16 protein-coding genes are annotated in these 15,027 nt (G+C 34.8%); 8 read left to right on the top strand and 8 right to left on the bottom strand.

From position 1 onward, the window contains the following. Positions 1-270: 270 nt before the first annotated feature. The 6 genes from ACLRVU_RS15485 (at position 271) to ACLRVU_RS15510 (ending at position 6,534) form a co-directional block, all read left to right on the top strand. Positions 271-933: a response regulator transcription factor gene (locus tag ACLRVU_RS15485; RefSeq protein ID WP_412892373.1), complete on the top strand. Its 663-nt coding sequence runs from the start codon at positions 271-273 to the stop codon at positions 931-933. Continuing rightward, complete coding sequence (locus tag ACLRVU_RS15490; protein WP_412892374.1) at positions 930-2,393, top strand: ATP-binding protein; 1,464 nt, start codon at positions 930-932, stop codon at positions 2,391-2,393. The genes ACLRVU_RS15485 and ACLRVU_RS15490 overlap by 4 nt, the downstream gene beginning before the upstream one ends. Positions 2,394-2,497: 104 nt before the next feature. Next, positions 2,498-3,925, top strand: coding sequence for an ABC transporter permease (locus ACLRVU_RS15495; protein WP_412892375.1), 1,428 nt, complete (start codon positions 2,498-2,500; stop codon positions 3,923-3,925). A 12-nt stretch (positions 3,926-3,937) separates the two neighbouring features. After that, positions 3,938-4,573: an ABC transporter ATP-binding protein gene (locus ACLRVU_RS15500; protein WP_412892376.1), complete on the top strand. Its 636-nt coding sequence runs from the start codon at positions 3,938-3,940 to the stop codon at positions 4,571-4,573. A 24-nt stretch (positions 4,574-4,597) separates the two neighbouring features. Next, on the top strand, positions 4,598-4,957 hold the full coding sequence (locus tag ACLRVU_RS15505) for a hypothetical protein (RefSeq protein WP_412892377.1): 360 nt from the start codon (positions 4,598-4,600) through the stop codon (positions 4,955-4,957). 224 nt (positions 4,958-5,181) lie between these two features. Beyond that, on the top strand, positions 5,182-6,534 hold the full coding sequence (locus tag ACLRVU_RS15510) for an MATE family efflux transporter (RefSeq protein ID WP_412892378.1): 1,353 nt from the start codon (positions 5,182-5,184) through the stop codon (positions 6,532-6,534). Positions 6,535-6,685: 151 nt separating this feature from the next. On the opposite strand, the gene ACLRVU_RS15515 is transcribed toward ACLRVU_RS15510, so the two are convergent. From ACLRVU_RS15515 to ACLRVU_RS15545, 7 genes are all read right to left on the bottom strand, one after another. Then, positions 6,686-7,036, bottom strand: a complete 351-nt coding sequence (locus tag ACLRVU_RS15515) for a hypothetical protein (RefSeq protein ID WP_412892379.1) — start codon at positions 7,034-7,036, stop codon at positions 6,686-6,688. Between the two features lie 3 nt (positions 7,037-7,039). Beyond that, complete coding sequence (locus tag ACLRVU_RS15520; protein WP_412892380.1) at positions 7,040-7,624, bottom strand: hypothetical protein; 585 nt, start codon at positions 7,622-7,624, stop codon at positions 7,040-7,042. Between the two features lie 23 nt (positions 7,625-7,647). After that, a complete protein-coding gene (locus tag ACLRVU_RS15525) occupies positions 7,648-8,316 on the bottom strand; it encodes a hypothetical protein (protein ID WP_412892381.1) in 669 nt (222 codons plus the stop codon). 174 nt (positions 8,317-8,490) lie between these two features. Beyond that, positions 8,491-8,730, bottom strand: coding sequence for a hypothetical protein (locus ACLRVU_RS15530; RefSeq protein WP_412892382.1), 240 nt, complete (start codon positions 8,728-8,730; stop codon positions 8,491-8,493). 307 nt (positions 8,731-9,037) lie between these two features. Continuing rightward, positions 9,038-10,633 (bottom strand): diguanylate cyclase domain-containing protein, encoded by a 1,596-nt coding sequence (locus tag ACLRVU_RS15535; RefSeq protein ID WP_412892383.1) that lies wholly within the window; start codon positions 10,631-10,633, stop codon positions 9,038-9,040. A 300-nt stretch (positions 10,634-10,933) separates the two neighbouring features. After that, on the bottom strand, positions 10,934-11,269 hold the full coding sequence (locus ACLRVU_RS15540) for a hypothetical protein (protein ID WP_412892384.1): 336 nt from the start codon (positions 11,267-11,269) through the stop codon (positions 10,934-10,936). A gap of 41 nt (positions 11,270-11,310) precedes the next feature. Continuing rightward, the gene (locus ACLRVU_RS15545) at positions 11,311-12,054 is read right to left on the bottom strand and encodes an HAD family hydrolase (RefSeq protein ID WP_412892385.1); all 744 of its coding nucleotides are present in this window, start codon (positions 12,052-12,054) and stop codon (positions 11,311-11,313) included. Between the two features lie 71 nt (positions 12,055-12,125). Between ACLRVU_RS15545 and ACLRVU_RS15550 the strand changes: the two genes are divergently transcribed. Then, entirely contained in the window at positions 12,126-12,932 is an 807-nt protein-coding gene (locus tag ACLRVU_RS15550) for a metallophosphoesterase family protein (RefSeq protein ID WP_412892386.1), read from the top strand. Positions 12,933-12,935: 3 nt separating this feature from the next. Here ACLRVU_RS15550 and ACLRVU_RS15555 read toward each other — a convergent pair whose 3' ends face one another. Then, entirely contained in the window at positions 12,936-13,880 is a 945-nt protein-coding gene (locus tag ACLRVU_RS15555) for an aminoglycoside phosphotransferase family protein (RefSeq protein WP_412892387.1), read from the bottom strand. Between the two features lie 85 nt (positions 13,881-13,965). On the opposite strand from ACLRVU_RS15555, the gene ACLRVU_RS15560 reads away from it, so the two are divergent. Further along, positions 13,966-14,862, top strand: a complete 897-nt coding sequence (locus ACLRVU_RS15560; RefSeq protein ID WP_412892388.1) for a DUF1848 domain-containing protein — start codon at positions 13,966-13,968, stop codon at positions 14,860-14,862. The last annotated feature ends 165 nt before the right edge of the window (positions 14,863-15,027 follow it).

Consider the following 15,027-nt stretch of genomic DNA (forward strand, 5'->3'; position numbering starts at 1 on the left):
TCAGCCTTCCAAGCTGACTACGTGGGTTCGATTCCCATCACCCGCTCCAAGTTTATACATTAAACCGAGTCAATCGGTTTTTTTATTTTATATTGATTACACTCCACTCTTTTTATTAAAGTGTTGTGTCACCTTATTATCATTAACACTTGTTTTCATACAATTCCGTTTAATTAATTCAGCCACAAAAATCACTATCAGCAATTAGTAATATTTCATATGTATTTCATACAGCTATGTTAGAATAGAGATACCGGAGGGTTGTTTTAAATGAAAAAAATATTACTTGTAGAAGATGATAAAGAAACAAGAGACGGTGTTTATGAATTTTTTAAAGAACGCAGATACCATGCCGTATGTGCAATCGATGGCGAAGAAGCTCTTAATTTATTTGAAAACGATAGATTTGATATAGTTTTATTAGATATTATGCTGCCAAAGGTAAATGGTTTTGTTGTATTAAATCATATTCGCAAAAAAAGCAATGTACCTGTATTGATGCTGACAGCGATGAATGATGAATATACCCAAATCATGAGTTTTGATGAACAGGCTGATGATTATATCACCAAACCCTTTTCATTACTGTTATTAGAAAAAAGAATTGAAGCCTTGCTAAGAAGATCTGCTGTTCCCCATACCCCCACACTATGGAAATACAAACAGATCGAAGTGGATTTTCAAGGCTACAGTGCTACTCATAAAAATGAAAAAGTAGATTTGAAACCAAAAGAGATATTATTGTTAAAACTATTGCTGGAACATTCCGGGCAAGTGCTGACTCGCAATCAAATCTTGGATCATTTATGGTCAGATGATGCACCGATGGATCGAGTAATTGATGTCTATATTAAAAACTTAAGAAAGAAACTACAGTTAGATTGCATCATAACAGTAAAAGGAATCGGCTATAAATTCGAGGAAACAAAATGAAAAAGATGCGACTGTTTTCAAAAACATTTTTATTTACAATGCTGTTGATGTGTATCATTATTCTAATTTCCCACTGTCTATTATATTTTTTAATGCCTAGTGTTTACATTGATGAAAAAAATAAAACATTGACAAAAATCAGCAATCAAGCATTTGAAGAAATGGAAAATAAAAGCTTAGATGATATATTGGAGGTAACGAAGAACATAAGTAAAAACAGTGATGTAAATATCACCATCACAACACCGGACTCCGTTTACGCCTTTTCTTCTTATGTATCAATGAGTACAAAGACAAATGATACAGAATATGAAAGTCAGCATTCTGAAAATAGTGTAAATATGGATGATTCGAATATTTTTGAATTTACGCCTTCCGTTGATACTAACATGACCGCTTTAAATATTAGTGGCTATTCCTTTATCTCTACAAATAATACACATATCACAAGAGAAAAAGAAATTCTTTTAGAAGATGGCAAGCCTGTTCAAATATCCTTCAACATGAACTTGCAGCCTGTAACCGAAGCCAGTAATATCATGTTTTTAATTCTTCCCTATACCATCACGATTAGTATTCTTATTTCTTTATGCGCCGCTTATCTTTATGCAAGGGCACTTACAAAGCCAATTAAAGCAATATGTGCTTCTACAAAAGAAATGGAAAATTTAAACATAGAAACTCAGTGTAATATAACTTCCCAAGATGAAATAGGAGAACTATCACAAAACATTAATCAGCTCTATGCAACTTTGCATCATACCATTCATTCTTTAGAAGCGGAGATTGATAATGTTTCTAAAGCAGAAAAAATGAAAGTAGACTTTTTGCGATCTGCATCTCACGAATTAAAAACGCCACTGACCAGTATCAGTATTATTCTTGAAAATATGATTCTTAATATCGGTAAATACAAAGATCATGATACCTATATGAAAAAATGCAAGGAGATTGTTGACCAGCTATCAACAATGATAAAGGACATCTTAGATGCTTCTTCCCTTGACGGAACGATGGACCCCATTACAAAAGAAACGATTTACTTAGCCGACTGGCTATCCTCCATCAGCGAGCCATACCTATTGATCGCCAAAGCAAAGCGAGTCACTATAACGATTGATTTAAAACAATCTTTAGTCATTAGTACTAATCCTATCCCACTGCAAAAGGCAATATCCAATATAATTGCCAATGCTGTCCAATATACTCCAAAACATCACGAAATAAAAATTATCTTAAGAAACAATCAATTAATCATCGAAAACGAATGTATACCTATCAAAAATGAACATCTTCCTCACTTAACCGAAGCATTTTATCGTATTGATTTTTCAAGAAACAAGCAAACCGGCGGAAATGGCTTAGGACTGTATATTGTCGACCAGATTCTTACCATGCTGAATCTTTCGTATACTTTCTTGCCATATGAAAACGGAATGCGTTTTACGATTAACTTTTAAAAGCCTATCTGGCTTTTTTTCATATACATCATCATTTTATTTTATAAATATTTTACATTCCTTCGATATAGTAATCATGTACTACAATAAAGGAGGTAAATCATATGAGTTTATTTAAAAGAGCGTGGCTGTACATTACAAGAAAAAAAGGAAGAACTGTATTAATGTTCTTTATTTTCTTTATTATGGCGACTGTGATTATTAGCGGCATCTCAATAAAAAAAGCCGCACAATCTTCCATGCGGCAGGCAAGACAAGCAGTAGGCAGTGAATTTTCATTATATATAAACTATGACAAAAGCAATCCCAATATTAAACAAATTGAAAAGAAGACAGATTTTGGAACCGGAATTAAAATAGTAAATGAAGGAGAACCCATATCCGATGCGATTGTCCGTCAGATTGGAGAAACAGACGGTATTAAAAATTATAATGCCACCACCACCATGTCCCTAGCTGATAATGGTCTAAAAAGTATCAAAGCCCCTAAACAGGAACAAGCTTTTCAGTTCAGCACAAATGGGGATATGCCGAACTTCCAAATGAATGTCAATTTAAATTCAGAATTAAGCAGTTTATTTCAAAATGGAACAATGAAGTTAATAGAAGGAGAACATATTACTCCCGAAGATAAGCAAAAGGCTTTGATTCATAAAAAACTGGCAGAAGAGAACGGATTAAAAGTGGGAGATAAAATTAATCTCAAGCTATCAGAAAATATTTCCGAAGAATTAGGTGCCACAGACAAAGAAGTCGAAGTGGAAATCGCAGGTATCTTTGATAATGTTAAAACCGCTGAAGATTCCTCTATGTTATCCATTATGATGCCAGAAAACACAATTATAACGGATATGGAAACGGGAAAGATTTTGCAAGGTCATGATGTATTTGAATTTGACACAGCAAATTTCTATGTCAAAGATCCAAAAGAAATGACTGATATCGTAAATGAAGTAAAAAAATTGGATTTAGACTGGCAGCAGTTCATGATTGATCAAAATGATGCTGAATATCAACAAATTGCAGGATCCATCGAGAAATTAGATCAGCTGATTACTACTATACTATTAGCCGCTTTTATTGTTTCCGGTATCATTCTTACTCTCATATTATCTTTATGGATTAAAAGCAGAATATATGAAACCGGTATTCTCCTATCTTTAGGAATCTCAAAAATAAAGATTATCGGGCAGTATATTGCAGAATTATTATTAATCGCATTATTTGCTTTTGGATTATCTTTTTTATCCGGAAAAGTTATTTCGCAGTCCATTAGCAACTCACTGATTGAAAGTGTTATTGCACAAAAACAAAATCAATCAAACCTATCAACAACACAAAGTGTTTCTATTGATATGTATGGGGGCTTATTAACCCAAGAAGAAATAAAAGAATTAGATGTTTCTGTAAGTATAAATGAATTAGCCTATGTCTATATGATCGGAACAGCTCTAATCATCGTCTCTGTGGCCGCATCATCTGCACCACTACTGCGTTTAAAGCCAAAAGAAATATTATCAAAGATGAGTTAAGGAGGAACCAATATGTCTTTGTTAGAAATTAAAGATGTCAGCTATCATTATAAAAGCAATAAATCTAAGCAAATCTTAAATAAAGTCAATATAGCCTTTGAGGAAGGGAAATTTTATGTCATCATTGGTATATCGGGATCTGGGAAAACTACTTTGTTATCTTTAATGGCAGGATTGGATGAGCCTCAGACCGGCGAAATCCTATTTAAAGGTGAAAATATTCAAAAGTACGGCTTATTAAGGCACCGGCACGAGCATGTTTCGATTGTTTTTCAAAACTATAATCTCATCGATTATATGACTCCTTATGAAAATCTTTGTTTGTCTAAGAAAAAAGCAGACCGAGAACTCTTGAACCAGCTTGGTCTGGAAGATGATGAAATCAACCGTAATGTCTTACATCTTTCGGGCGGACAGCAGCAACGTGTGGCACTAGGAAGATCCTTAGTAAGTGATGCCCCGATTATTTTAGCCGATGAACCGACTGGAAACTTAGACAGTGAAACTGCGGCAGATATTATTAAAATTTTAAAAGACAGTGCCCATCAATTAAATAAATGTGTGATTGTTGTGACCCACAGCAAACAGCTGGCAAAAGAAGCCGATCATATCTTGCGTTTAAAAAAAGGAATTCTCTATGAGTTTTAACTCAGAACCAGAAAGGAGAAAAATATGAAAAAAAGACAAACTTATCCTAAACTGGAATATCTGTTTTACAGCGCTGCCGGCTTTATGTTGATTGCTCTTTTACTTAATCTTTATAATATCCATCAATACATTAATAGTTTAGTTCAGGCAAAACAGCTGGTGATCGCACAGCAGCCTGTCAAAGTGATCATCGCCTATTTGGAAGTCACCCTTCCCTATGCCTTTTATGCAATGTCTCTCTTTGGTTTTGGATATATTATCGCCTATTTTAAAAAGCCGGAAAAATTTTCCGTTGAAAAGCAAGATTCTATCAAAAAAACAAGTCATCCTATAGAAGATGATGACGAAGATATCGATGCATTTCTATTAAAAAACAGAAAGTAGTATTCAAATACTGTATCGCCTAATCAAGTATTATTTACCACTTTATAACCTTATCATTTTCTTTCATTTTTTCTTGAATTTTTTTATTGAGATGGTAAAATAATGGCATGCAGTGGTGACCCATACCAACTGTATCTCGCTTTGCATAAAACATAAGAAACTATCGAAGTGAATCAAAAAGGAACCCCGGGTTCCTTTTTTCTGTGTGAAAGAGAGGTATTTAAATGAAAGAAAACAAAATGGGAACTATGGAAATCAAAAAACTCATTATGACGATGTCAATCCCCATCATGATTTCCATGCTGGTACAGGCACTATACAATATCGTTGACAGTATGTTTGTCGCTAAAGTATCCCAAAATGCATTGGCAGCGGTCTCTTTATGCTATCCAATTCAAATGATCATTGTTGCAGTGGCTTGCGGAACAGCAGTGGGATTAAATGCGTTGTTATCTCGTTATTTAGGACAAAAAAAGCAGTATGAAGCCAATCAAGTAACATTGCACGGCATTTTACTCGCTGTTTTAAACTGGCTGATCTTTGCCGTTATCGGTATTTTCTTTTCAGAAATGTTTCTGCGGCTGTTTACACAAGATCTAGAGATTTTGAACATGGGAATTTCCTATATGAGAATCTGTACCCTCTTTTCTTTTGGCGTATTTATGCAGATTACTTATGAACGTATCATGCAGGCAACAGGAAACCCTATTTACAACATGGTCATTCAGGGAATCGGCGCCCTCGTCAACATCATCCTCGACCCAATCTTTATTTTCGGAATGTTCGGATTTCCCAGGCTGGGAGTAACCGGAGCAGCAATCGCTACGGTTATCGGTCAAATTACGGCAATGATCCTTGGTATTTTAATTACGCAATTCAAAATAAAAGAAGTCCAGATTCATTTTAGGCAATTCAAATTTCAATGGCAGATGATTAAAAATATCTACCGTATCGCCATACCGGCAATTCTCATGCAGTCAATTATGAGTTTTATGACCATCTTTATGAATATGATTCTCGTAACCTTCTCTGAGGTAGCTGTATCGGTATTCAGCATCTATTTCAAACTTCAGCAATTTGTATTTATGGCAGTCAACGGTATGATTAATGCTTTAATTCCAATTGTCTCTTATAATTATGGAGCAAAGAAAAAAGAGCGCATCACCGCCACGATATCATTTACTTTAAAAATCAGCTGTATCATTATGGTTGCAGGAATGCTTTTATTCCAGTTTTTCCCAAAAGAACTGCTGTATCTGTTTAATGCAGAAGAAGAAATGTTAAGCATTGGTATTCCTGCACTGCGTACAATTAGCTATTCATTTGTCTTTGCCGGTATATCTATGATCTTATGTGCTATTTTTCAGGCTTTGGATCACGGGATGAAATCATTAGTTATCACCTTGCTTCGTCAAATGATTATATTAATACCAAGTGCCTATGTATTAGCTATGACTTTTGGACTAAATATCAGCTGGTGGGCATTCCCGATAACTGAGATAATCTGCAGCTGCATCAGTCTTCTATTCTTAAAGATCGTTAAAACATCGACGATTGAAAAATTAGAATACGAATAACACTATTCCTAAAAGGAATTGTATTATCTACAGTCAATTCTATTTAATTTCTATTGATGATTTTCTATTTGAAAATCATCTTTTTATTATCCTCTCAATAAAAAGTCTAATGACAAGAAAATATCTCATCACTAGACTTTAAGCTACAGCTTTAACGATAGATAAAGTCATCCATCTCTCCATTATCAAAATAAAGCAGCTGCTCCTGTTTTTCCTGATCCCGTACCGGCAAAAAAACGGTTAACTTTACAGCACGATGTCCACATTCAGGACATCGATAAACATGCATTCCACAAGCATACATCCCAGTCGGAATTTCTGCTTTTTTATTGACCTTCACTAAATTTGCTTTATAATAATCCGCTTCATCATGTGAATAATAATGTCCAACGGTCATCGTAGGCAAAGCATACAATTGTTTATGTACAATATCCATAGAGGATTGGCACTGACTGCACCAATCATCATGAAAAACAGCTCTCATTTTCTTAAAAAGTCCCATAAATTATCCCTTTGCTTTGGCTTTGTTTAAAATTTCAACCATCATATCCGCTTTAGATATACCTGTCAGAATATAATTGCTGTCCATACGCCAGCGTTTATTTGAAGTAAAAGTATTTACTCTTATTTTTATATCATCAACAGTAAATAAAAAGCTTACACGACTGCTGCCTTCCATAAAGCCCGCTCCGCCTCTGCCATCATCAACCCAGATTTTTTGAATCCGCTTAGCTGAGAAAATATAAGGCTGTGACATATTCCAGCGAAATAAAAGAGCGATCTTTCCATGTTCTATATCTACGGCTACTAGGCAATTTCCTCCATTGAATGTCTGATTACGCACAAACCCTTGTGCATCTAATGATTGTTCAAACGCTTCCTTCTTTTTATCATAAATATAGTTTCCGCCAAAAGACCACCACGCTACTGCTAAAACAATCGGTACAAATACCAAGACCACAGCCACACCTCCGGAAACATCCAGCGCAATAGCCGCCGCTGTACAAGCTATGACCAGCAAAATTGGGATACATATATACCCCAATAAATACCCAATATTTATTTTTTTCATTTTTTTATTTTCTTCCATCATTTTATCCCCCTATTATTTACTTAATCCCATTCCGATACGCTCTGCTTCTTTTTAAATCTAAAAAAATACGGAAAAATTCCTAGCTTAGCCCCCAATGCATGAAGTAATGGAAAACAAAGCAAAACAGTTATCACTTGTACCACATCACGATAAGGCTCCTGATAAGATTCCATACTCATCGTACCGCCATTCCCTCGCATATCAATATAAAAATCCGTTCGTGTCAATGGCTCACTAAACTCGATTTGATTCAAAAAAGTCTGATTTTTAGACAAATCCTCGTACACCACTCTGCCAACAGGTAAAATAGATAATCCTGAATAAATACTATCCTCGGTCGTTCTAACCGAATCCATATTAATTGCCGCTGCTACTTTTTCACCTGAAGGAAGGGTTAAACTATACAAATAGTAAGATTTATAATATCCTGCCCCTCTGTTACGATATTCAATTCCCGGAGACACTACAGTAAAAGTAGGATGCAGCAATAAATCCTCTACGCTTTGTGCTTGATAAACACTGTCATCCGCTGCCCCGCCAATATTTCCCACATCAACCGTATGCCTCTCTACATAACGATCATATGTATTTTCTGTTACAACATCAGCAATTTTCCCAGCTCCACAAGCAATTAAAAAGGCAACACATAAACAAAGCCAAATATCTGCACGCAAACGATAACGTCTCATTCTATCCTCCCCATTCATCTGTTTTAATAAAACAGCCAATTCTCACTTGATTAATAGTAAGCTAAGCTATTTTATTATTTCTAATATCGTATCATATTCCTTGCTTAGTGTCCACTTGCAGCTTGGGTATTTTTATAGATTTATCCAAAAATTATAGCGTATTATTTTAATCTTTTAACTATTTTTTAGCGAAAGTAAATATTGCTTTATTTCTTCACATTCACATAGCTTGCAGCTGCTTCCTGTAATATACTGAACCGCATCCTTCCATTCTTTAAGTGAATAGGACTGGCTGTCATAGCTGCTGATCAGTATCTGAATTTCGGGTAATAATTGCGGACGATGTAAATCGGAGATATATTCGTAGCCTAAGTCAGATGCTAATTGTTCTATTAAATGTTTTGAGGTCCTCATAAGTTCACTCCTTGTCGAATTTATTTGCTTTTATTAATAAAGGTCACATAGTACACTTTATGACCGTCACTATTTTTACTGACTTTTATTCCTTTTCAAGTGGAAATAAAGCACATTCAAACGAATAAATTGCATTTGACTTTATTTCTCAATTATGGTTATATAAGGTTATACAAACACACGTTTAAGCATTCAAAAAGTGTACAACTTGATTTTCTTTTATTTATCAAACAATTTTATCTGATTAATAATATAAACTTTCATACACTTAAAAACACTTCACATAAAAATGAAGTGTTTTCTTTGTTTATTTTTTCATTAAATCCGGCGTATAAATCTGATATCGATTACGTCCGCCTTGCTTTGCCTGATACAACGCCAGATCACTTTGCCGCATCAGTTGATCAATGGAAAGATCAGGATCCTCTGTTTGGGCAATGCCTATACTGGCTGTAGGCAGGCTTGTTTTTTCAGTTTTCAAATATTTGTTGTCAATCTCTTTTAAAAGCCATTCTACCCGCATTGACAGCTGGCTTATATCGCATTTCCCAAGAATCATAATCAAAAATTCATCTCCGCCTAAACGAGTTAAGAAGGCTTCCGGAAAACAAATTTTCAACAGTTCTGCCGTTGCAATCAATACTTCGTCTCCTGTCTGATGCCCAAAGTTGTCATTAATTCCTTTAAAATGATCCAGGTCGACATATATCAGACTTACCGGTTTGTTATTGCGATGCTGATTGACATATTCATAAAAATAACGGCGGTTATAAAGTCCCGTAAGAAAATCTGTATTTGAATTATATAAAATCTGTTCCTCTAATGCCCGTTCAGTTGTAACATCACGATAAATGTAAAGTCTTCCTGCCAAATTATAAAAGATGTCATAGATCGGTTCTTCACGAATTTCAAGCAGGCACTCTTTTCCATCTTTGTAAATAACAACCTCTGTGGCTTTACCATTCTTTGATAGAGTTGAATTAGCTAACGTTTTGTCCCGCCATTCCTGATAACTATGATTCACAATCTCTTCACGCTTTATTTTAAAATAATCTTCGAATCGTTCATTGGCATTAATAATTAATCCATCGCTGCCAACCACCAAAATTGAAAACGGCATACTGCGAAGGATGATTTCCATTTCTGTTCCCATATTTTCTAAATCGGTCACATCATGGGCAACCCCAACGGTTCCGATAGGCTCTCCATCGTCGCCAAAAATCGGTGATTTGTATGTTTTAAACTGACGCAGTCCATGCTTGCTTTTCACCTTTTCATCAAACAGACAGGTTTTGCGTTCCTTTAACACAATCTCTTCTGTCTCTAAACATACATATTCTCCTTTTTCATATTCTTCTTTCTTTAAATCCCAAATATAATAGTGTCCTCTTCCTTCAACTTCTTTTTTAGTCTTTCCCACAGCTTGACAAAACGCATCATTAACTTTTAAATGAGCACCACGTACATCTTTATACCAAACCAAGTCCGGAATACTGTTGATTCCAGATTCTAAATAGTTTTCCGTCAGCCATAGATCCTTTTGACTCTTTATAAATGCAAGCAAGCGTTCAAAACGAAAAGCAGTTAATGCTGCATTCTCCGGATTTTCCCATAGATCATCAAAATATTGACAAATCGCCTCTAAATCAAATTCTGTATCATCCTTATTAAGACAATAGACTAATCGGTTTTCTATTTCACAAGCCTCACGTAATTGGGATGGCAAATAGCATGAAGGCATGTCAATAATCGCTATATTGCTCTCTTTTATTTTTTCCAAAGTTATACTGGATAATGTTTCAAATTCATGTTCAAAGCGCTCTTTTGCAGGCACTTTCTTTAACACTTCTTCCAAAAAAGATGAGGTACTGAATATATTAATCTTTAATTTACAATGATACATAGTTAAATCCCCCCCGTATGCTTAAAAAAACGAATCAATAAACCTTTGTATATTTAAATAAATCTTTTGCAGTTTTTATTATTAATTAAAATTATTATGATGCTCTTTTATAATAGAGCTGACTAATGATTATAAGGATATAAATTTGTGTATGGATTGTTAGATCAGAGAAGTCTAACTTTTCTATAACTAAATAATCGCACAGTTTACCTTAAAATACAACTAAGAACTACAGATTCCGACCCCATTTTTATATTATGAAAATAAAAAGGCTTGATTTTCATCAAGCCTGTTTCTATGTCATTCATCTTTTAGAATTTTAGGATAAGCTAAGCTTAAAACATGTCCAGCCAAAGCGCTTGCCATATAAATAAAGCACAGCGGAAGATGGACGATCAAATCGTTAGTTCTTGGAAACAGTATCACCAGCATCGGCAAAGTAATGAATGCTATTAAAAAAGAATATCCGTATCCTAACTGGTGATACTTGGAAAAATAGAAACTGATCACTGCAATCAATGTGGGTAAAATTAACCAAAGCAAAGATCTTGGCTGACCAAAACGGTTACTTAGCAGCAATGGCAAAAGGTAAATGACGATAATATTAGTAAATAAATAAGTCATGCTTTTTTTCATCTTATCCCCCTGTCTCTTTCTAACTTCACTATAGCACGGTCTTATCTTTTATACAAGTTCTCTAAATAATTTAAAAATTCGTCATAATGGGTTATTTTATAATCTGCAATGGCTTCGATTTTTCCTCGATCCAAGTCCGCATAGCGGTCATACACATTGATGACTTCGATCCCGGCATTCTTTGCTGCTAAGACACCTAAGTAAGAATCTTCAAACACCAAGCACTCCCTTTTTGCTGCTTGAAAGTGCTCCTGTATTTTCCGGTAAATCTCCGGATGAGGCTTTTTATGAGTTAGATTTTCTTTTGAAAGAATAACATCAAAGGTTTTGGATAATCGGGCTTTTGCACGAATATGAGGGTTTATATGCTCATAAATATCTAACTGCAGTTGTGTTGTAACAGTTGCTAATGCTAATATTTTCCCACGCTTTTTTAACTCCTTCAGCACAATTTCTGCCCGTTCCTTATAGTCCACTTGTTCTTTCAAATAGCTGTCAGAAATGTTCCATCTTAATGCTAATACTTCTTTCTCATTCATACTAAAATGATATTTCTGCTTTAAATAGCCGCAATAAGCAAGATAGATATCTTCTTTTTGATGCTGCTCTAAAAAGCTGTCACGTTCTTGCTGAATGATATCCAATTCTATTTTTTGCTTTCCTAAAATTTCAATCAGCTTTTGATCGGTGATATTCCAAACACCGATAGAATCAATCAATGTTCCGTCCATATCAAAAATAATGATTTTCTTTTCATTTAAATTTAAACTGTCTAATGCTCTCATAGATTCTCCTTGTTTCTTGATGGTAAATATATTTTATTATGATAAAATAATGATTAAAGGAAGTGATACAGATGAAAAGAATAGCTGTCATCTCTGATATCCATGGTAATTTAGAAGCTACTCAAGCCGTATTGGCAGATATTAAAAAACGCGGTATCAGTGATATTTATTGTTTAGGAGACCTTGTCACAAAAGGATCTCACCCCAATGAATGCATTGATCTAATAAAATCTCATTGCCAGGTTGTCCTGCGTGGCAATACCGATCGTTTCATCAGTGATGTTCACGATGAGTCCACTTTAAATGATCTGGCAAAAAAGCGAATAGAATGGAATCGCTCATTACTCTCACAAGAAAATCTTCTTTACTTAAAATCTCTGCCTTTTTCTTATGAGTTTTATATGAGCGGGAAACTAGTACGTCTATTTCATGCTTCTCCTTTAAAAGATGACTTAGCAATCTCCCATTTAGATCCGCTGTCTGTAAAAAGGAAGCAATTTGAAGCCAGTCCCTTCACCTTATCACAAAATACAGCTGATATCGTTTTATTTGGACACACGCATTATCAAATCATGGAAAAGCTGTACTGCCGTACTCTCATTAATGTTGGAAGTGTGGGCAATTCGCTTGATCTTATACGTGATCCCGCAATCGATGGGACAAGTACCGAAACAATTCATGCCCATTATTTGATTTTAGAAGGAGATATGCAGTCAGAAGACAGCGAAATCAGCTTTCAATTTGTAAGTCTTCCTTATAATATAGATAAAGAATTAAATGATGTGGAAAATAACTTAGAACCTGAGGAATACCGTTTAGAACTAGAAAAAGGTATCTATCGGGATATGTCTCGTTTAGCTGAAAAGCTCAAGCATTGATTATCAGGTCAATGCTTTTAAATGGGTTAGCAGTATATTCTCTAATGCCTCATAAGTACAAAGATTTTTCCATGTTTTTTCTGTTTCTTGTCTGCCAATCTTCCTTTCCTTCAGATCACTGCTCTGTAGTCGAGTTAGGTTGTAAGCCAGCCATTCCAATTTGTTTTTAAAATTATGATAATAAATGATTTTCCAATCTATTTCAGGCAATCGATAAATTTCATAATATGCTTCAATGACTTGATCAAATAACTCTACTTTAAAATTTTCTTCATAACCCGCCCAGCATAAAGCAGTTTCTAACAATTCAAGATATGGAGAAGCCATCTGCAGACATTCCAAATCAATGATTTTTAAATCAAATTTATTCCATAAAACATTTTTAGGATCCAAGTCATTATGGCAAATCGTCTTTAAAGGCGGCAGCAACGCTGCCAGTTCATAGCATTGATGCCATCGTTTTAATTTGGATAATGCTTGTTGATCTTGAATATACAAAGACCAGTCTATGGATAATGGCACTTTCAAAACAGGTTCTTGGATTGTTTTTAACAAATGAATATGGGCTAAAGTCTGCCCTATTAAACAGCAATGTTTTTTTGTAATAGCACCAAAAGGGAGAGCATTGCCATTAAAATAGGGAAAAATATAAAAATAGTGTCCTGCCAAACATTGACGTTTATATTGGTGGATGGTCAATGCACTTACAGTTGGAAGATCATTTTCTTCTAATAATTGTTCCAGCTTTTCCGCCTCGTCATAGTTAGCAAAAGCTTCTTTTCTTTTCATAATTTCCGGATTAAGCAATTTAACGACCCATTTTGATGAACTGCCCACAAGCAGATAATTCTTATGTAAAAAACCGCCGTATAAGCGTTCCGGGTCTTTAGTTAAAGGACCAAGTTTATATTCCTTGGCTATATTATAAATTACAGTTTGATCGTCCATAAGCCCTCCTCCAAGACAAAATACTGGTCTTTTTTTATTCGATATAGTATAACTACATTATACATGATAACAGGGGGAATAAGCTATGATTTTAAGTGTCAGCGAACGTACCGACATCTGCGCCTTTTATGCAGATTGGTTTTACAAGCGAATAGAAGAAGGCTATGTTCAAGTACGCAATCCCTTTTACAAAGAGCAGGTCAGTACAATCCTGCTTGATAAAGACCATATTGACGCTATTATATTTTGTACTAAGAATCCGATTCCAATGATGGATCGCTTACACCTTTTGAAAGATTTTGCCTATCAGTTTCAAATTACGATTACCCCATATTTAAAAGATATTGAACCTAATGTTCCAGCCAAAGGAACGATTATTCAAGCTGTAAAAAAACTATCTTGTCAAATCGGAAAAGAACGTGTTGTCATTCGCTATGATCCCATCTTACTAAATGCTGTCTATACTATCGATCATCATATTAAAATGTTTGATAAACTCTGTACAATGCTGGAAGGCTATACGGAAAAGATCATTATCAGTTTTATTGATCTAAAAAAGAACACATTAAAAAACAGTGGAGATTTAAAGCTGGAAGAAATTACGGATGAAAAAGCTTATCAGATCGCCAAAGCTTTTGTCACCATCACACAAAAGCATCAGATGCAGATTCTGACTTGTGCTGAAAAGTATGATTTCAGTAACCTCGGCTTTTTGAAAGAAGGCTGTACAAGCAATGAAAGTCTGTATCAGCTGACCCACGTTTTAAAAAAGTATCCACGCAATACCAAACGTCCACTGTGCAATTGTTTGCAGACAGTTGACATTTCCGCTTACAATACTTGTCTGCACTTCTGTAAATACTGCTATGCAAATTATGATGAAGAAAAAGTACATTGCCATTATACTCAGCATGATCCGGATTCTCCCTTATTGATTGGACATCTTCATGAAAATGATATTATTAAAATAAGAAAAAAATAAACGTATATTTTCTTTTTAATAAGACCAAACTATACAATGATCTGAGTATTCCTATCAAATTCCCCAAAGATACGACTTGTTTGTTTTTTCAAGAAAATTGTAAAAAAGGCATTGACGTATAAAAAAAGCTATGGTATTATAAATGGGCACTAGAAATTGGAGGTT

This window comes from Beduini sp., from assembly GCF_047239305.1.
Taxonomy (GTDB): Bacteria; Bacillota_I; Bacilli_A; order Erysipelotrichales; family Coprobacillaceae; genus Beduini.

Coding starts and splice junctions, on each gene's coding strand:
- ACLRVU_RS15560 (WP_412892388.1), top strand. CDS start 13,966: ATGATTTTAAGTGTCAGCGAACGTACCGACATCTGCGCCTTTTATGCA.
- ACLRVU_RS15555 (WP_412892387.1), bottom strand. CDS start 13,880: ATGGACGATCAAACTGTAATTTATAATATAGCCAAGGAATATAAACTT.
- ACLRVU_RS15490 (WP_412892374.1), top strand. CDS start 930: ATGAAAAAGATGCGACTGTTTTCAAAAACATTTTTATTTACAATGCTG.
- ACLRVU_RS15530 (WP_412892382.1), bottom strand. CDS start 8,730: ATGAGGACCTCAAAACATTTAATAGAACAATTAGCATCTGACTTAGGC.
- ACLRVU_RS15485 (WP_412892373.1), top strand. CDS start 271: ATGAAAAAAATATTACTTGTAGAAGATGATAAAGAAACAAGAGACGGT.
- ACLRVU_RS15520 (WP_412892380.1), bottom strand. CDS start 7,624: ATGGAAGAAAATAAAAAAATGAAAAAAATAAATATTGGGTATTTATTG.
- ACLRVU_RS15545 (WP_412892385.1), bottom strand. CDS start 12,054: ATGAGAGCATTAGACAGTTTAAATTTAAATGAAAAGAAAATCATTATT.
- ACLRVU_RS15500 (WP_412892376.1), top strand. CDS start 3,938: ATGTCTTTGTTAGAAATTAAAGATGTCAGCTATCATTATAAAAGCAAT.
- ACLRVU_RS15535 (WP_412892383.1), bottom strand. CDS start 10,633: ATGTATCATTGTAAATTAAAGATTAATATATTCAGTACCTCATCTTTT.
- ACLRVU_RS15525 (WP_412892381.1), bottom strand. CDS start 8,316: ATGAGACGTTATCGTTTGCGTGCAGATATTTGGCTTTGTTTATGTGTT.
- ACLRVU_RS15515 (WP_412892379.1), bottom strand. CDS start 7,036: ATGGGACTTTTTAAGAAAATGAGAGCTGTTTTTCATGATGATTGGTGC.
- ACLRVU_RS15495 (WP_412892375.1), top strand. CDS start 2,498: ATGAGTTTATTTAAAAGAGCGTGGCTGTACATTACAAGAAAAAAAGGA.
- ACLRVU_RS15540 (WP_412892384.1), bottom strand. CDS start 11,269: ATGAAAAAAAGCATGACTTATTTATTTACTAATATTATCGTCATTTAC.
- ACLRVU_RS15505 (WP_412892377.1), top strand. CDS start 4,598: ATGAAAAAAAGACAAACTTATCCTAAACTGGAATATCTGTTTTACAGC.
- ACLRVU_RS15510 (WP_412892378.1), top strand. CDS start 5,182: ATGAAAGAAAACAAAATGGGAACTATGGAAATCAAAAAACTCATTATG.
- ACLRVU_RS15550 (WP_412892386.1), top strand. CDS start 12,126: ATGAAAAGAATAGCTGTCATCTCTGATATCCATGGTAATTTAGAAGCT.